This is a genomic window from Bradyrhizobium betae (genome assembly GCF_004123905.1).
Taxonomy (GTDB): Bacteria; Pseudomonadota; Alphaproteobacteria; order Rhizobiales; family Xanthobacteraceae; genus Bradyrhizobium; species Bradyrhizobium betae_A.
This window is the reverse complement of sequence record NZ_MZXW01000003.1, coordinates 1-17213: the sequence shown is the minus strand read 5'-3', so window position 1 is coordinate 17213 and position 17213 is coordinate 1. Positions and strand designations below refer to the sequence as shown.

The 17213-nt window shown below is 59.1% G+C and carries 14 protein-coding genes and 3 pseudogenes; 4 read left to right on the top strand and 13 right to left on the bottom strand.

Features of this window, described 5'->3' with window-relative positions:
- Positions 1–392: 392 nt before the first annotated feature.
- Positions 393–1525 (bottom strand): IS3 family transposase gene (locus tag B5V03_RS00135; RefSeq protein WP_129267264.1). Its coding sequence is split into 2 segments (ribosomal slippage): positions 393–1270 and positions 1270–1525, totalling 1134 coding nucleotides; the frame shifts between segments, so codons are not numbered across the junction.
- 712 nt (positions 1526–2237) lie between these two features.
- On the opposite strand from B5V03_RS00135, the gene B5V03_RS00130 reads away from it, so the two are divergent.
- The 4 genes from B5V03_RS00130 (at position 2238) to B5V03_RS00115 (ending at position 6690) form a co-directional block, all read left to right on the top strand.
- Positions 2238–2825 (top strand): thermostable hemolysin, encoded by a 588-nt coding sequence (locus tag B5V03_RS00130; RefSeq protein WP_164987694.1) that lies wholly within the window; start codon positions 2238–2240, stop codon positions 2823–2825.
- Entirely contained in the window at positions 2809–3147 is a 339-nt protein-coding gene (locus B5V03_RS00125) for an AMP-binding protein (protein WP_164987693.1), read from the top strand. Before B5V03_RS00130 ends, B5V03_RS00125 begins: the two co-directional genes overlap by 17 nt.
- A gap of 77 nt (positions 3148–3224) precedes the next feature.
- Positions 3225–3962, top strand: coding sequence for a cation:proton antiporter (locus B5V03_RS00120; RefSeq protein ID WP_129267261.1), 738 nt, complete (start codon positions 3225–3227; stop codon positions 3960–3962).
- An 808-nt stretch (positions 3963–4770) separates the two neighbouring features.
- Positions 4771–6690 (top strand): potassium transporter Kup, encoded by a 1920-nt coding sequence (locus tag B5V03_RS00115; protein ID WP_245502114.1) that lies wholly within the window; start codon positions 4771–4773, stop codon positions 6688–6690.
- 443 nt (positions 6691–7133) lie between these two features.
- On the opposite strand, the pseudogene B5V03_RS42970 reads toward B5V03_RS00115, so the two are convergent.
- The 12 genes and pseudogenes from B5V03_RS42970 to B5V03_RS00060 all read right to left on the bottom strand — a co-directional run bounded on the left by B5V03_RS42970 (position 7134) and on the right by B5V03_RS00060 (position 16466).
- Positions 7134–7378, bottom strand: a pseudogene (locus B5V03_RS42970) (Fe-Mn family superoxide dismutase).
- A gap of 351 nt (positions 7379–7729) precedes the next feature.
- Positions 7730–7933: a hypothetical protein gene (locus tag B5V03_RS41255; protein WP_164987692.1), complete on the bottom strand. Its 204-nt coding sequence runs from the start codon at positions 7931–7933 to the stop codon at positions 7730–7732.
- Positions 7934–8388: 455 nt separating this feature from the next.
- The gene (locus B5V03_RS42145; RefSeq protein ID WP_245502113.1) at positions 8389–8577 is read right to left on the bottom strand and encodes a hypothetical protein; all 189 of its coding nucleotides are present in this window, start codon (positions 8575–8577) and stop codon (positions 8389–8391) included.
- Positions 8578–8864: 287 nt separating this feature from the next.
- Positions 8865–9656, bottom strand: coding sequence for a cupin domain-containing protein (locus tag B5V03_RS42965; RefSeq protein WP_433995320.1), 792 nt, complete (start codon positions 9654–9656; stop codon positions 8865–8867).
- Positions 9560–9886: a cupin domain-containing protein gene (locus B5V03_RS42960; RefSeq protein ID WP_433995319.1), complete on the bottom strand. Its 327-nt coding sequence runs from the start codon at positions 9884–9886 to the stop codon at positions 9560–9562. Before B5V03_RS42960 ends, B5V03_RS42965 begins: the two co-directional genes overlap by 97 nt.
- A gap of 515 nt (positions 9887–10401) precedes the next feature.
- On the bottom strand, positions 10402–11211 hold the full coding sequence (locus B5V03_RS00090) for a YiiX/YebB-like N1pC/P60 family cysteine hydrolase (RefSeq protein WP_129267259.1): 810 nt from the start codon (positions 11209–11211) through the stop codon (positions 10402–10404).
- Positions 11212–11352: 141 nt separating this feature from the next.
- Positions 11353–11802, bottom strand: a complete 450-nt coding sequence (locus tag B5V03_RS00085; protein ID WP_129267258.1) for a CBS domain-containing protein — start codon at positions 11800–11802, stop codon at positions 11353–11355.
- 572 nt (positions 11803–12374) lie between these two features.
- The gene (locus tag B5V03_RS42955) at positions 12375–12872 is read right to left on the bottom strand and encodes a hypothetical protein (RefSeq protein WP_433995321.1); all 498 of its coding nucleotides are present in this window, start codon (positions 12870–12872) and stop codon (positions 12375–12377) included.
- Between the two features lie 906 nt (positions 12873–13778).
- Positions 13779–14792, bottom strand: a pseudogene (locus tag B5V03_RS00075) (family 1 glycosylhydrolase); the annotation flags it as partial.
- A 2-nt stretch (positions 14793–14794) separates the two neighbouring features.
- Positions 14795–15714: pseudogene (locus B5V03_RS42880) on the bottom strand (glycoside hydrolase family 16 protein).
- A gap of 321 nt (positions 15715–16035) precedes the next feature.
- Positions 16036–16245 carry a hypothetical protein gene (locus tag B5V03_RS00065; RefSeq protein WP_129267257.1) on the bottom strand — a complete coding sequence of 70 codons (210 nt, stop codon included), beginning with the start codon at positions 16243–16245 and terminating at the stop codon, positions 16036–16038.
- Positions 16242–16466 carry a hypothetical protein gene (locus B5V03_RS00060; protein WP_129267256.1) on the bottom strand — a complete coding sequence of 75 codons (225 nt, stop codon included), beginning with the start codon at positions 16464–16466 and terminating at the stop codon, positions 16242–16244. Before B5V03_RS00060 ends, B5V03_RS00065 begins: the two co-directional genes overlap by 4 nt.
- Positions 16467–17213 lie beyond the last annotated feature (747 nt).

Sequence of the window (17213 nt, the reverse complement as noted above, 5' to 3'; positions counted from 1 at the left end):
GGACGCGCTCAAGTGGCTGAGCCCGGCCATCGCCCGGTTCGCGTGAGTCCGCGCTCGTGCATGGACAAGTTCAAGTCGCGGCACCATGGGGCCCGTAATAGGCGCCCCAGGTATACCACGGGTCCCAGTCGGAGGCGCTTCGCCGCCACGGGTGCCGCACGTACCCTCGAGCGGGAGCAGGGGTAAGGCGGCCGGTGTGATAAGCTTTCGCGCCGCTGGCCATACGACCATCTCCTAGGGCGCTACCGGATGCGAATGCATTGGTGGCAATAAACGAACCGCCAAGTGCAAGGGCGATTGAAAGAGCAACCATGATCTACGCAAGATGAACAGAGCTGGTCCCGGTTGTCTGAACAGAGTTTCCGCGTCGATAGGTGGAGCCTCTGCCGGGGTTAGGCTGCCATGCGGAGTGGCAGTGGGGTGAAGTAGGCTTGATCCGGCGTAGTGCCGTCAAGGCTCGAATGGGGACGCCTGGTGTTATAGAAGTCGAGATATCGGCCGATCGAACTGCGAGCCTCGCTGACGCTGTCATAGGCCCGCAGATACACCTCTTCGTATTTGACGCTGCGCCAGAGCCGTTCGACAAACACGTTGTCCCGCCATGCGCCCTTGCCGTCCATGCTGATCGCGATGCCGTTGTCGACGAGCACGCCGGTAAAAGCCTGTCCGGTGAACTGCGAGCCCTGGTCGGTGTTGAAAATCTCCGGCTTGCCGTGACGGGCCAAGGCATCCTCCAGCGTCTCGACGCAGAAGGCTGCTTCCATGGTGATCGACAGTCGCCACGACAGAACACGACGTGTTGCCCAGTCCAGCACCACGGCGAGATAGACGAAGCCCCTCGCCATCGGGATGTAGGTGATGTCCATCGCCCAGACCTGGTTCGGCCGTGTGATCTCCATGCCGCGCAGCAGATACGGATGGATCTTGTGGCCGGGTTCCGGCTTCCTCGTGCGCGGACGGCGATAGAGCGCCTCTATCCCCATCCGCCGCATCAGCGTTTTGACATGCCGGCGGCCGATCTTGCACCCCTCGGCAGCCAGCAGGCCTCTCAACATTCGCGAGCCGGCGAAGGGAAACTCCAGATGCAGCCGGTCGAGACGCCGCATGATCGCGAGATCGGCGTCCGGCACCGGACGCGGCAGGTAATAAATGCTGCCCCGGCTGATCTGCAGTACCTCCGCCTGCCTGGTGATCGACAGATGGTGCTCACGGTCGATCATCGCTTTGCGCTCAGCAATCCCGCCTTGGTGAGCGCTCCTTCTAAAAAATCGTTCTCCAGCGTCAGCTCTCCGATCTTGGCGTGCAGCGACTTCACGTCGATCGCAGGCGCGGCGGGCGCAGCGCTGCCAGGTCCAAAAACTCCGCACGCGCCGCCTTCCAGCTGCGCCTTCCACGCCGTGATCTGATTGGGGTGGACGTCGAACTGCTCGGCCAGTTGAGCGATCGTCCGGTCGCCCTTGACGGCGGCAAGCGCCACCTTCGCCTTGAAGGCCGGTGTGTGGTTCCGGCGTGCTCGTCTGCTCATCGTCGCTCCTGATTCGCAGGCATCAGCGTGCCCGCTGTCAGGCAGAAACTCCACTTATCGACCTGTTCAAATTTGCGGAGCCGGCTCTATGCGCAGCACACGATCTATTGTGAAATTAAGGACGCCTGCGGGCACGCAATTGTGAGCACCCGGCTTAGCTTCCGATTTCGCGGCGATCATATGGGGCCGTTGTTGATCGACTAGCGCGGCGGCGCCGCTCGTCCCGGCCTACCGTCGAGCTCGGGCGAACGTTATCCTCCCCCGGGGGTGCTTTTACGATGAGCTTGAGAATGCCAAGTTAGCCTTGCACATAAGGAGGCGAGCACCGGGTGCAGGTTCACCTGAGAGGCGCGGCGGCGAGTGAATACGCGCGACCTCGCCGTCGATTCACTCCGCTCTTGCGAAATTCTAGTTTGCTGCACTCTGCGCCCAAGCGTTCTGGAGCGAGCGCGCAGGCGTGCCAATTTTCAGGGGGCACGAGAAGCTAATACTGATTAAGAAGTCTTTGCCGTGTGGGGTGGCCCAATCGAAGATCGCACTTTCTAACTCCCTATCTCCTCGCACACTCGCATACGGAATACTCGATCATGAACGCATCTGTCATTCGGCATCACGCGTTCGCGATCTCGTGAGCGTTTGTTGAACAACGCCATGCTTAATTTAACCATTGTTTGGGGACACACGCCTCCTGATGAAAGCACGAGGCACACCGATGTGCGAGACCATCGTCATCAGAGAAGGTGACGCCTTGCGGAGCGTCGTCGAAACATTCGTCCGCAATGTCTATTCCGTTGAGTACGGCGCAGAGTTGCAGACGTTTCCCTCCCGCCTTTTTGCGCTTATGAACGAGCGCGCCGATATCATATGCGCCGCCGCTGTAAGGCTTCAGGAGGATGGCTTCTTCTCCGAGCTTTATCTGGATTCACCGGTCGAACAGGCCCTCGGCGCGGCGTCCAAGAGGACCATTACCCGCAGCGAGATCTTCGAGGTCACGACCTTCGCAAGCCGGGCCCCTCGCGCAACAATGCAATTCATCAAGTCACTGGGAATGTTCGGCGAGCTAAACGGCTTCGCATGGTCGTTCTTTACGTTAACCCAACGTTTGCACAGGCTGGTGGAGCGATTGGGTCATCCTCTGACCCACTTGGCCGACGCAGATTGTCGGCGAATCCCGGGCCACCAACGATGGGGCACCTACTACGCCTCGCAGCCGAAGGTGTTCGCAATCGCGAGTCCTCGCCTCGGGCTTGATGGCAATGACGCGCAAGGTTCAGGATCGCTTCATGCGAAACCTCTTTGACGCAATGTACCGCCACGCTGACGAGGCGGGCGATAAAGTTGCCGTGAGCGATAGCAACGGGATCATTCATCGCGGCGAGCTTCTCGCCAAAGTGATTGGCCTTGCTGCCGATCTTGGACCGCAACCGGGACCGATCGGGATTCTCGCGCCAAACGGCATCGATTGGGTGGTTGCTCAGCTTGGCTGCGCGCTGGCAGGCAAGATCGTCGTACCTCTTCCGACCTTTTTCAGTTCGGCCCAGCTCGGTCATATCGTGCGCACCGCTTCGGTCGGCTTGATCCTCACGACCAATGAGGCGAAGCAGCTAACGGAACAGTCCTGATTCGGTTCACCGGCAGTGGCATCATCTTCGTTCTACTTGGAGAACAGCTTCCGCAGCTCGCCACCGGCGCCGCGCGGGTGGTGGGTGAAGCCGGACACCATGAGCCGATCTGGCTCGTTGTGTATGTGGTTGCCATCAACCTGGCGCTTGCGGTGCTGCGCTTTGCATGGGTCTGGACGTCATTACGCTTCACGTTGTTTCGGGCAGCGTTGAGGGGTCGGAACCCATATGTACCAAGCTGGCGTCTCGTCGCGGCTACCTCGCTCGCCGGCATTCGGGGGACCATCACCCTCGCCGGAGTGCTCACGCTGCCGCTGACGATGAACGACGGGTCAGCGTTTCCGGCGCGCGACCTTGCTATCTTTCTCGCTGCCGGCGTGATCATTATCTCACTGGTTGTGGCGAGTTTCGGCCTGCCGTTTCTCCTCCAGGACCTCGAATTGCCACCTGAGCCATCGCATCAGGAAGACGAGGACCGGGCACGCATCGCCGCTGCGGAAGCAGCGATTCGGGCGATCGAACAGGCGCAGCATGAAATGGGGGAAGGCCGCAGCGATGCTGATCTATACACCGATGCCGGCCTAAATATTATGGAGCTCTACCGTCAACGGATCGATGGGCGCTCTACGAGCGACAAAGACAGTTCACTGGGGCGAAAAATCAGTGAGATCGAGCACAGACTGCGCCTGATCGGGCTTCGTGCGGAACGGACCGAAATCTACCGAATTGCTCGCGCTCGACAACTCTCCGACGAGACGTCTCGGAAGCTAGTCAGAGAACTTGACCTGCTGGAGTCACGCTTCACAACTCGGTGAAACGCCCATTTGCATCTGTTGCGCCGTTCTTGCTGCGGAAGGGCACCTGCGAGGTAGCCCTCCATTGCGGGCAGCATCACCAACCGGGCGTACGCGAGGCTGAGGCGCGCCTACATAAAGCCACGGCTCAGACCAGCGTCGCCGTAGCGAGCTATCCGGACAGACATTGAACGGTACCATCAGCTTGGAACGCCTGCGCCTGACTAATGTATTGTCCCCGAGGTCGGCCGCATTCGCTCTCGGGCCGCCATTTCATTCCGATCTTCGAGGGAGCGGTTTAGCGGCCACCTTGGCGCACGAATCACGACAATGGGAGGTGGCCACGTTTCAGAAAGCGGTCTTGCGAGCCTGGAAGGAGGTCGACGCGCCCTCACGGCCTATCGCGAAGCGCAACACCGAGTGCCCATGTCGCCCGCTGCGAGTCGACAATTTGACTGCGCTGCTACCGACCAGGCAACGCTGCCCGAATGGTGCGATCGATTTCCTAAATGTCCTATGGCGATCAGTAAGGCGTTGCGGTTGGCGTTGCCTCGGGAGCTGCATTGTGCTGCCAACGAGCCGCGTTTACCGGTCGCCGATAGCCATGGGAATCGTACTGATGCTTAGTCAAAACGAGATGACGGAACACAGCGCGCCAGCCGAGTAAGAGTTAGCGTTGCCTCTAGGATGCGATCTCCTTAACTCGAATTTAGCCAGCCGAAGCTCCAAGTTCATGAGTCGGAAGAGAGTGTACACCTACATTGCTTGAGATAGGCCACGTGACCTCACCGCTCACGGCTTCGGCAGGCGCAATGCTTCTGGATATATTATGTCGACATCTGCTGCTTCCGTACTGAAGGCTCCGGCGCATCCTGCCGGGGGCGCTGAAATGATTTTTGCACGGCCCGCAACCGTATCGGCCGGGCTTCTGGCACTCGGCATTGTCTACGGAGACCTGGGGACCAGCCCTCTCTACAGCCTGCAGACTATCATGCATATCATGGGTGATCAATTCACGCGGGACGCGGCTCTTGGCTCGCTGTCCCTCGTCTTTTGGGCGCTGATCATCACGATTTCGATCAAGTACTGCTTTCTGGTCATGCGCGCCGACAATCACGGTGAAGGCGGGATCCTCGCGCTGATGACGTTGACCGGTGCCCACTGGGCCGGTCGCGATCGGTGGCTCATTATCATGGGTCTGTTTGGTGCAGCCCTCATCTATGGCGATGGAATTCTTACACCGGCAATCTCGGTCCTGAGCGCGGTCGAAGGCCTGAACGTCGCAACAGACATATTCAAGCCGTACGCGATGCTATTTGCCCTTGTCATTTTGGTCGGCTTGTTTGCGATTCAGAAGCGTGGGACCGGAATCATTGGAAAAACCTTCGGGCCGATCATGTTGATGTGGTTTAGCACAATCGCCATTCTTGGACTCGTTGGTATCGTGCATCATCCGCATGTTTTGGCTGCGATAAACCCTGTTTATGGTGTTCGACTAGTGACGGAGCACGGGTTTCTCGGGTTCACGCTGTTGGGCGGCGTATTCCTCGCGCTGACCGGCGGTGAAGCGCTTTACGCCGACATGGGCCATATCGGGCCAAATTCGATCCGCACTGCATGGTATGGCGTGGTGCTGCCGGCTCTCGTCCTCAACTACGCCGGGCAGATCGGAAATTTTCTCGACGTTCCCGACCTCGAAGCAAACCCATTCTTCAAGCTGGCGCCCACCTGGTCGGTTTACCCGCTGGTCGCGCTCGCAACGCTCGCTACCATCATCGCCAGCCAGGCCATCATTACGGGTGCGTTCTCGATGACAAGGCAGGCGATGCAACTCGGCTATTTTCCGGGTGTACGGATCCGTCAGACTTCAGCGGAGGAACGCGGACAGATCTACATACCATTCGTCAACTGGACCATGATGGCGTTTACGGTCGGACTGACCGCGGGATTCGGAAGCTCTGAACGCCTTGCCGGAGCTTATGGGACCGCCGTATCCACCACCATGATCTTGACGACAGCGTTGCTCTATCATGTAATGCGCAATCGGTGGCAGTGGACCCTCTGGCAAGCAGCCACCATCACAAGCATCCTGTTGGCAATCGATCTCGCCTTCTTCTCGGCGAACCTCCTGAAGATATTGGATGGCGGCTGGATCCCCCTGACGTTCGGCCTCCTCGTGTTCGTCATCATGACGACTTGGCATTACGGCGTTGAGGCAACGCGTCGTCGCAACGTGGCATTATCTCAACAGCCGGCCAGGTTCTTCGCGCGCCTTCGCAAAGATAATGTCGCAAGAGTTCGTGGGACAGCGGTTTTTCTTACACGAGTTGGGGAAGCTATACCTCCCATCATCGTCAACTACGTGAAGCGCGTCGGATCGCTGCAAGAGACCGTTATTTGTCTGACGGTTAGCTTCGAGCACGTTCCTCGCATTCGATCAAAAGACCGCGTCCGCATAGAGCAGCTCGACGATGGCTTTTGGCACGTTACTGTTCACTTTGGTTTCGTCGAAATCCCCAACCTTCCGGCCGTCCTCGCGCTTGCGAAAAAGGAGGGAGTGCCAGTCCTGGATAAAGCAAGCTACTACATCGAGCGAGGGGATTTCAGCAGCCACAAACATCGAAATCTCCTAGCACAATGTCGCATCGCATTGTTCTCGTTCATGTCGCGCAATTCCGCCCATGCCATTGACCGGTTCAAGATACCTTCGAGTGCATTGGTCGAAATAGGCCGAAGGATCGAGTTGTAAACCCACCCATATCCGAGTGGTGGATGCCCTCGACGGCACCCAATGTGCCAAGATAGCGCGGTAAGGATCATATCTTTTGTCGGGAGCGCAGATATCCGTGTCGCCGTCCCTAATTTCTTTAGAAAACTGATCCGCCGCAATGACGCTTGTCAGCCTCGATGGTCCGCGTCGGACAAAGTTATTATCCTGGAAGGTGATTTCGGCGTGGTTCAGGTGTTGATAATGGTCGGGGTACCCCCCGAACGCAGGGTCACCAGCTTGGCAAAACTACGAGCTCCGATGAAGGAATCACGGTTGCGATGATCGCCTAGCGGCGTTGCGGGTGAAGCATTGGGGCGGGTCCCTGTGCTCTCGTCCAAGTCACTCGAAGAGCTTCACCAGCCCCTTGATCGCCGGCCGCGGAGGCGCGACCTGGCGTCCTCGCATCGCAGTTTCACGGCGGATTAATCGATGTTGCGCATGAAGGCGGCGATGTAGGCGCCGGCGTTGGCGCCGAGTTCCAGGTGGAAAGCGTGCTCATACATATCGAGGGCGAGGATCGGCACCCCGCCGCGATGCTTTGACTGTGTTCCGACGCGGTCTGATTGATGAGCCCTCCGTCGCGCGGAACATAGGTCAGCAACACCCAGCCCGAGCCACCGGCCAGCGCGGACGCGATGCCGACAAACTCCTGGCGCCAGCGAACCACCGATCCGAAATCCTTTGCGATGGCGCTCGCGAGGCCTTCCGGCAGGATGCGTCCGTCGCCGCCGAGGCTTGCGGAATACAATTCGTGCAGAAGCGTCGAGTTGAGCGCCACAATCTCGTCGCGCTTCAGCCGGGCAAGAGACGGGCCGGGAGTGCTGCCGAGATCGAGGCGCTCGATCTCCTCGGAAATGGCGTTCAAGCGATTGGGGGCCCGCCGTAGTTGTTTCGTAGTGGCTTACGATGAGCCGGGCGGAGATCCCGTTCAACGTCCAAGGCCGGCAATGAAGAGGTGCCAATGGTAGCGCACAGTAATTTGCCTTTATTGGTCTGGATTTTCAGACTAGCGGATGCTTCAGACTTCGAAGGTTTTGAACAGAGGCGTGCTGTCGGCATGGGTCCAGAGGCCGATCTTCCCAGGTGGGCCCGGAAACCTTCTGTCCGTCGCGACAAAAAGCTCCTTGCCGTCGCAAAATACCGTGAAGCGGTCCCCGTTCGCCGAGACGCCAAGTGTGTGCCGCGCCTCGCCCGACACATTGATATCCATGCTTCCGATCATCTCGCCGTCCGTCGGCGATGCGGTACAAGGTGACGCTGTTCTCGATTGCGGCAGCGCGTAAGGCTAGTGTTCTTCGGGCGATCTGAACCGAACGACCAGTCCGGCGGCCTGATCCTTCTCGCCGTTGATCAGGAAGCGCGTCGAGACGTAGACATCACGTCGGGAGAAGGGCCGGTAAAAGGCGAAGGCCAGGCAGTTATCGCTTGGCTCTGGGCCGGCCCGCGCCAATCCTCGACCGGCGCTAGAGCGCATCCAGCGCCGGAAGCCATCAGGCTCAGCTTGCGCCATTGCTCGATGCCATCAAAGCCAATCTCGGGAGAACGCGGATGAAGCGTCGGCCGATGCAGGCTATTGCTCGTAAGCCAATCTTCGCACGCTCAGTCGACGCCGGATCGAGGACTACGCCACCGACGGCAAAAGCACGGCAGCAAGGCGGCCACGGCAAAAAATAACGCTCAAAATCCGGCACGCTCGTCGCCAGAATGAGCACAAAGCTCAAAGGCTTTTGAAGCCGATATCGGTTGCGAAAACAGATCGTCGAGCCCGTCTTCGGTCAGATCAAGCAGGCAAGAGGCTTGCGCCAGTTCCTCCTGCGCAACATCGACAAGGTCAAGGCCGAATAGGCCATGATCTGCATCGCCCACAACCTCTCAAAACTCGCCGCCGCACGCTGAGGAGAACCTGTCTCCCCAAAACAACGCTTCAGAATCCGCTTCGCTTAACCAAGTCCATTATAGGGACAGGCCCCTAGAGGAACGTCATGACGAGGCCGGTCGGTCCATCTTACTTAAATTCGATTATGTATTTGACGGATGATTGCGCCACTTATTCACCGGCTCCATAAGGGGACGGCCGCCAGATGCGTTTCGCCGAGCGCGCGAGGATAGAGGCCCTGTGGCTTTCTGCGAAGCCACAGGGATCCATAATCCGATCAGACGGGCATGACTTCCGGCTTGTTCTTGCGGAATTTTGCGATCGTAGCCTCGCTCACGTTGAGGTGCTGGGCAACCATCGCCGGTGGCGTCCGAGCAATCCAGTCGGACAGGGAGACATCCGCGAAATAGGGAGCTCTGAACACCTCCAGGAACTGCAAGTCGGTATCACCGGTGTTCTTGACATAATGTCCAAGGTTCTTCTTGACGTAGCCGATGTCGCCCGAATTGAAGTCCATGGTGACAGCGTTCGGGCCGGTGTTGAAGACCGTCATTTGGCCTTTGCCCTTGATCCAGTACTGCCATTCGTCGGCGTTGGGGTGCCAGTGCATCTCCCGCAAGCCGCCGGGACGTACCGTGACCAGTGCGGCGGCGACCGTGGTGGAAACGGTGAAGTTGCGGCTGTCGGCAATGTGCACCGTGCCCCCCTTGGTCTCGCGTGCCGGAGCTCCCGATCCGAGCGAGAAGGTGAAGGGATGCGGCGGCGCGCCCTTTCCACTCACTGCTGCGCGATCCGGGGCGAGATCGCCGGGTAACTCGCCTTGGAAGATGTAGAGGTCGCGCAACGGAATATCCTTGAACGTCTCGACGGGAACGCCGAAATTTTGACCAAGGATATCCGGTGGCGTGTGTGTGAACCATTCCGACATCAGAAGAGTGGTAAACTCGGAGGCCTTGCCTTCATCGAAACAAATCAGAAACTCGCAGCCATCCGGGCCGAGCCCCTGGAGCGAATGCGGCAGGCCGGCAGGGAAATACCAGAGGTCGCCCCCTTCACGTCGGCGATGCAAGGTCGGCCCAATTCGTCGAGAGTGGTGATCCGGCAGGCGCCGTAGGTCATGTAGGCCCACTCGGCAAACTGATGCCAGTGCATCTCCCGGATGCCGCCGGAAGTCAGCCGTATGTTGACGCCGGAGATGGTGTCCGCCACCGCGAAGGAATCCTGCGTTACCTGACAGGCCCAGCCGCCATTCTGGATGCGCCGCGGCGCGTTGTTGAACGACGCCCAGCTCAGCGGCATGCTGCCGACGTCGGTCGCCGGTGGGGAGAATGCCCCCGGGAAATTGGTCCTTGATCGCCGGGTTCTGCGGGCCCGGGATCGCTGATGCTCCTTGGGTTCTTGGCGTTGATCGCACCCTGCGGCGGATCGTTCGGATTGCCGAACCTGATATCGCTCTTCACCGGAGCGGTATTCGCCGTCGTCATTGTCGCTGCCGTTACCACCCCACCCACGGCCGTCGCGGCCAGCATGTCACGCCTCAAGAACATTGTTTGTCGGTCCTGTTGCCAGAGTGAAATCTAGTCATTTGTGACATAGGCGCGTGCTCTCGGCGCACAATTGAATTCGGGTTTAGTCCGGAGTCGAGAATTTATCGCTTCGCGCCAGCCGATTGATTTTTCAGTGCGGCGGTGTCGGGGAGGCTCGCGCTTAGCGCTCCTTCTCGCAAGCACCATCTCCCGCGGTGTCGATCCACAACAAACTGTTGATCAAGGAGCGGCTTGAGCGATGCGCAAGCCGGTGCCTCATCCGGGAATTCAGACGTAAGCTCCCTCCCCGATCGCACCATCGACCTTTGGAGCGTGCTTCGCCTGTGTTGTGTGGTCTTGGGGAACGTCGGCCCAATGCATGTCTTTATAGTTGAAGCCGCGCGCGAGGTTCGGCTTCACAACCATGAAGTAGGGCGAAATATCGAAGTCGCGCGACGCATAAAGCGACGGATGACGGATCTCGGCGACTTCGCACCGCGCCGTCTGGCTATCGACACGCGTTATCTTGGGCAGAATCGGGTACCGCACGGCATCGAACGCTTGGGCAATCAGCGACGAACAGATGATGCGACTGGCATCCCGGGAGCCGAGCGCAATCGTTCGGTGCCGCCGACGATGCGCGAGCGGCCATGGGAATAGATAGCACATCAGGTCAACTACGTTCTTAAAATCGTAGCTGAGACCAATCCGCTCGCAGGCGTAACGGCAAACCGTTTCGCAGTCCGCATCGCTCAGGCCCACCGGTCGACAGATTCGAGTTTGGCAATGCAGATATTTCGACAGGGGTGCCGACACCACACCTTCGTTGATATTGGCTTCGATCAGGGCGTGGGGCTCGCTGTCTGTTGTGGCGCCGGCCATCGGTCCGACGTACAAGGCCGAATGCGACCAGGTCGATTGAGTGATATATTTGATGCTGCCCGAAATGCGACCTTTGCCCGCGACCAGTAAAACGTCACCGGGTCGCAAGGTGTCACGTAACGCCTTAGAATCGTTCGGAGTGAAAGGTTCACAGTTATCGGCCGGCTTCTGCAACCGGACAATCAAACGTCCGACATTGTCGAACATCCGGCCCATGATTCGTTCCTCGTTTTTACGTATGGCCGTTTCAGTACGCCGGCTATCCAATTTATGGGCCCGAGCGTATGATAGCGCGATGGATGGGACCATTGCACGGAGGTTGATCCGTTTGTTACATTCGGTTGGGACAGAGCATACCTACGTTTCGGATCGGCCAGCTGGACTGTTGCGATCGAACGATGCATCGCATCTGGTCGGTGCTCGCTGTCGAGTGATGTCGCTAATGCTGATGACGCCGATCAGGCTATAATTGTCGATAACAGGCAGATGGCGCATGTGGCTCTCGTTCATGAGATGACGAATGTGCTCGGTCGTATCGCTCAAACTGCAACAGATCAGTTGCGGCGAAATCAGCTTCGAAATCTTCAAATCGAGACCGGCCGAGCCGTGATCTGCGACTGCGCGGACCACGTCGCGTTCTGTGAACATACCGACCGCCGTATCGCATTCGGTTCGGACAACATCCTTAACCACCAGCGCGCCTATCTTGTTAGCGCGCATCAATTGCGCGGCAATGGCGACGGTTTCGTTCATTCTAACCGTAACAACGCGAGAGGCTTTCTTGCGCAGCACGTCTCCGACTTGCATCATAACCTCCTTCAAATGGGGGGCCCGGGCTCGTCGCATTGGCCTGGGCCGTGGTCCGTTCCTACAGGCAGCGCCCAAAGGGCGGGGCCGCGACCTCTCGCTCCACGGTCCCAACTCGGCTCTCGCGCACTCGCGCCGGAACTGAAACCGCAGGCGCAACTGAACTGACGCCCCGTCCTACAACACCGGTGCCCTCCCACTCGAATCGGATCATCGAGCACGCGAGCGCTAACCAGAAAATAAGACGGGTGCGCGGAAGGACGATTAAATTGGTCTTTAGGACCTTAAATTAGCGTTGAACCGGCAAGGCGAGCTCAAAAACGCGGCATGTGGAGGCGATCGCCCGCTCTAATCTTCCGAACGAAACGCTATCAGCGTGGCCATTCGGGCAGCTAATCGGCATCAAGTTTCGCGGGCGCTTTTCTTTGAATACGCGCGCAGTCGACACTCAACCGCCAGTCAGCTTCCCATTGCGGAGCATTTTGCTAACCACGGGAGCATGACCGAGAGTCCCATCCAGATGCCGTCAGGAGGTCGATGGCGTCTCTCAAATGCGACGTTCTCGTCCGTTTTTAGCTCGATACGCGCTGAGGTCGCGCCTTCCCGAAATACATCAATTCCCAGATAGCGCGATCTTCGAAGCGCTCCATGGGCACTCCTCGCTCGAACCTCTCGATCGTGACCTGGCCAGTGAAGCGGTGATAGGCGCCGTCAAAGCCGATCAGTCGGGCAATGATCCGCTTGAAGAGCGGCGCGCGGTCGGTGAGGACGGCTTGTAGAATGGTCTTCTCGCGCTCGAATGAGAAGACATAGCGCGTGTCGGCGTCATGGTAGGTGTAGCGCGTGATATCCGCTACCGGCTTTCCGGTCTTGCCGTCGATCGCGACCCGATCCGCCTCGAAAGATACGTTCGCATCGTCGTCAGCGATGATTTTGCCGTCGCGGGCCAGCATGTAAACGATCTGCGTTTCATAACCGTACGCGGCGGTAGCCGTGATGTAGGATGCGATAACAGTGTAGGGACCGACGCTGCCACGTGCCCAGTACCAGTTGTGCATGAGCGTCTGCATGGGGACGTCGCCCCAATTGTGATCGTGATATCCGCTGCCGGAGGCGCGGTGTTCTTCGGGGCCGATCGTGTAACGGACGTTTGCCAGTCCGTGAGGCACCGAGGGAAGCCAGGCAAACAGCTTTTCTCGCCGATCGGTACCAAAATAGAGATGACCGGATTTGGGACGCCAGGCGGGCACGTCTGCTGTCAATTCGATGTCGACCGATATCTCCTCGATGGTTGCCGTGATATGGAAGCGCTTGAGATCTCCGACGAAGTGGTTCGTCCCGATCTTGACATCGCAGCCGGACTTCGATGCCCGAAACAGCTCCGGCCTGGTATCGAGAAGCTTCACAAAGCTGCGGCCGTCAGGCAAAGTGAGGTTGATGGTGATCCTTGGCGCGAGTGGACCGTTCGGGCTGACATTCGGCTTTGTATAGAAGACCACGACAACGGTCGCACCATCATCGAGATGAGCATCGAAGTACCACCATTCATAGCGGCCCTTTTGCGTACCGATGCGTTGCCCGTCCTCAAACTCCGCTACGTCAAGGGGGGAGAGGTCAAGTCTCTCGTAATCGGCGGGACGATCCGCCAGCCGAAGGTGGGTATTCTTGCTGCGATGCATCGGCCCGGCTTCTCCTGGCATGTCTCTATCGTCACGGCTCGAAATTGATACGCAACGTGGCGAGACTCCTTTTGCGGATCGGATCAAGGTTCATTGTTGGATCGACGAGCAGTTGCATGGAAGGGCCCGACTGCAGGCTGCCCACCATCAGCGCTGTGGTATTTGCAACGTATGCGACACCTGAGACATAGAAAAGAATAGCTGCTCGGATGAACTTGACGATTAAACAAGAATTTATTCCATGGCTGATTTGCAGGAATTCCGTGTCGCCTAATTGTCTCACATTCTTTGCTCGAAGCTGGCGATCACGCACCGCCGCGGCGAGAGTCCGACAAAATCCCTCGGAGCGCCGATGATCTTCAGCTCCTCTGGCGTAAACGTCGGCGCGTCGGCGCCGGCATAAGCCAGAAACCGCATCCGATATTTGCCTTCCAGCACCACGCCGAGATATCCCGCGTTGAGCTCACGCGTCGCAATCTCCGCAGCACGGATGTTTCTCCGGCGTCGCGATCGCTGGCACGTAGGCCGCGATGTTCTCGGCCGGGCCCACCCGTGTGCCGGCGCGCCCCGAGGCGCGGATTGCCTGCAGCGCGAGCCCATGCGCGAACGGTACATGGTGGCGGGCCTGATTGAGCTGCGCAGTCGGCAGCTTGAGGCCGGGCACATCGATGCCCCAGCCATAGCCAAGATTCACGAAGCGCCCGACCTCGTTCACGATGAAGACGTTACTCACGCGATCGGCCAGGCGTTCCGCGACACAGGCGGCATAGTTCGCGAAGGCCTTTGACGTGTCACTCGACTGCCAGTCGCCGACGCGGTCCTGGAGCGCCTGTGGCAGGTCCCAATGGTAGAGCGTGGCGTAGGGCTCGATCCCGTTCGCAACCAACACCTCGACAAGACGGTTGTAGAAATCCAGTCCGCTGAGATTGGGCCGGCCGGTCCCATCCGGAAGCACGCGCGTCCATGCGATCGAGAAGTGGTAGGCCTTGACGCCGAGCGCCTTGATCAACCGGACTCCCCCTTGTCGCGACGATAGTACTCATTGGCGCGATCGCCGTCTCCGATCTTGCCCGGCGTGTCGCTGAAAATGTCCCAGATCGACTTGCCGCGGCCGTCCTCGTCAACGGCGCCCTCGATCTGGTAGGACGAGGTCGCCGTACCCCACAGAAAATCCATCGGGAAGCGAGCGGGCGCATGGCGCTGGGCGAGCGGAGGCGTCTCGACCTCGGCGGCGTCGGCGCGCGTGGTCAGGCCGAACGCAGCAAGGCTGGCGAGCCTCGCAAAGGAGCGGCGCGAGACGGTAGCTGACATCATCACCTCTGCGCGTGGTCCGTATCGATCTGATAGGCGGAAATCCGGTCGGTCTCGAACGCGACGGTCTCGCGTTTCGGCATCGACCGGCCCAACGCCGAGAAAGCATTTCGATAGGATCGCGAGATTGACGATCATGTACATGGGATCGTCGAATCCGATCGGAACCTTGATATCGGAGACCGGTCTGCGGTCGATGAAATAGACCAGGCGATCCGGCTCCGACGGCACTCCGCAATTGTGGAATCCGTCCGACGCGTCCGACACGCCGAAGTCGAAGCCGCAGGACTGGATCTTGCCGCTCGCTGGAATCCGCCAATGCGTCGTCATCACCAGATCCCCCGGCCGCTCGCCTCCAGCTTCCAGCACGTCGACCTCGGGCGGCCAGCCGCCGTCGTCCGCCAGCATCCAGAAGGTCGGCCACACCGCATGACCGAGCGGAAGCTTGGCGCGGATTTCGAAATAGCCGTGCTTCTGCGAGGAGGTGCCTTGGGTCGTCAGGAGGCCCGAGATGTATTCGTTGTTGAATAGCTCGGCCTTCAGCTCCGATGGCGTGCGGGTTGCGACGATCGACAATACGCCATTCTTCACCCTGAACGGATCGAGCCCAAGCGACGCCGTCGCACGGCCAGCAAACGGGCTTCCGGCCATGTTGCGCCGCCCGCGTAATGCGGCAGCCAGCGTCCTTGCGACAACGGATGCTCGTCAAAGTCATCGTTGAAGGTCAGCCGCAGCGGCAGAAACACAAGCGAGGCGGGATTGGCCGTCTCGAGCTTGCGGCATTCGACAGAGGAAGGATCGGTCGTCACTTGGAGGGACATGCTGGCTGGCGCGCCGCCGAGGTCGTCTTGCGCGACGCCAGGGCGGACGTAACGAGCAAACCGATCGCAACCACCGCGCTCCCCGTCCACCGTTCGATCATCGCCGCACATCGAAGATGCCAGGAGCGGCAAGGTTAGCGCCTTGGCACACCAGCAGGCAAGAGCGGCCATGCAGCGGCGAAAGCTCGCAGCTGCGGATTGTCCGTTCGAAATTTGCAGCAAACAGTGGCGCCATCCAGCGGCAACTCTTCCGGTTCGTTCCCGTCCGTTAGGCTTCTGGCATCTCGGCCCTGCTTCCGGACCCATGCCCGCAAACAAAAACTTACTCGATCGGCAGGACTCGCCGATTGTCGAGCGGTCCCGTCAGTATCGCTGCCTTTGCGTTAGGCGGTTCAACGCATCCGGGGAAGTGGCTTTCCACCCTAAGCTCCCCTGCCATCCTGTGTGCCGATCACGCAGCGCCAGCCCGCCAGGCGTTCTGACGGATGCAGCTTCATCCAGTCAGCAAGCTGCGGCGCGCCCATGAGGCAGGACTGCATCGAGACGTCTGCAAAATCCGAGGTGGTGACGGTCTGCTCGTGGCAATTTGCCGGAGAGGAAAGATTGCAGAGCACGGCGATGATCTGGATCACGACTGGAGAGCCCCATCGCTGCGATGGGCATTTGCCCGGATGATCTTGATGGCCTCGGCCACGGTGCGCGGATGCAGGCGGAGCGCGTGGATCACTTCCTTCTTCTTGCAGCCGAGATTGCACTCGAGATAGCCGCGCACGCGCTCGACGTTGAATGCCTCTAGCTCCTTGGAGCCGGGGCGCAGGTTCAGCCATTCAATGGTACAGAATTCGGGAAACATGTTTGAAGCTGCCCACCAGGTCATGCACGCCATTCGCGTTCAGCGCCAGCAGACGATGGGGATAGTGCTTTGGCTGCATCAACTTGCGAAGCTCGCTCAGCTCGCCGCTCGTAGTCCTCGGCAAGGGCCTTAAGCTGACCCGCAATCGCTGAGTCGGTCATGGTTTGGGCTGCGCGGAGCAAAGTCCGTGCTGTCTCTAAATATGCCTTGCCTCGCTGCGAGATCTGGACCATCACAAAGTCCTCGCGCGGTTCTCTGGCAGCTGGTTGAAGGTGATCTGGAGCCAACCCACCCAATTGCGGTCACTTTCCCTGCGAGATCTGAAGCGATCGACGCACTTCTGGGAACAAAGAGGCGTTCGCCACGAGTAGTGCCGAATGAGACCAAACTTGCCATCACAAACTGCGCATCGCGCGGCACTGGCAGATCTAAGACTTTCGGAGCAGTTGGGCATTGTACTCTCCTCTCGGTTTTATCTCAGCTGTTCGTCGATCACCCTATTTTCATCGTCGCACTTGATGAGCCTGTTCGCTTTTCCGACGCACGCAGCCTAAGACGATCACGATCAGCAGCTCAATTGAACGCAGATATTCGTCCGGCATCTAGATGGGTGACGGAACGATACGAAGGTTTAGGGCGCCTCCTCACAAAGCCGACCACTTCCGCCAAAGGGGCAGTCGCGCGCTACGCCGACGCTGCTCGTTCCTGCCGCACCAGCTCGATCACGGCCATATCGATGGCGCATGG

Bases quoted from the DNA above. Each gene is read 5' to 3' on its own strand.
- B5V03_RS00130 (WP_164987694.1), top strand. From the start codon at position 2,238: ATGTGCGAGACCATCGTCATCAGAGAAGGTGACGCCTTGCGGAGCGTC.
- B5V03_RS00125 (WP_164987693.1), top strand. From the start codon at position 2,809: ATGCGAAACCTCTTTGACGCAATGTACCGCCACGCTGACGAGGCGGGC.
- B5V03_RS00115 (WP_245502114.1), top strand. From the start codon at position 4,771: ATGTCGACATCTGCTGCTTCCGTACTGAAGGCTCCGGCGCATCCTGCC.
- B5V03_RS41255 (WP_164987692.1), bottom strand. From the start codon at position 7,933: ATGATCGGAAGCATGGATATCAATGTGTCGGGCGAGGCGCGGCACACA.
- B5V03_RS42960 (WP_433995319.1), bottom strand. From the start codon at position 9,886: ATGCCGCTGAGCTGGGCGTCGTTCAACAACGCGCCGCGGCGCATCCAG.
- B5V03_RS00090 (WP_129267259.1), bottom strand. From the start codon at position 11,211: ATGGGCCGGATGTTCGACAATGTCGGACGTTTGATTGTCCGGTTGCAG.
- B5V03_RS00085 (WP_129267258.1), bottom strand. From the start codon at position 11,802: ATGCAAGTCGGAGACGTGCTGCGCAAGAAAGCCTCTCGCGTTGTTACG.
- B5V03_RS42955 (WP_433995321.1), bottom strand. From the start codon at position 12,872: ATGCAGACGCTCATGCACAACTGGTACTGGGCACGTGGCAGCGTCGGT.
- B5V03_RS00060 (WP_129267256.1), bottom strand. From the start codon at position 16,466: ATGTTTCCCGAATTCTGTACCATTGAATGGCTGAACCTGCGCCCCGGC.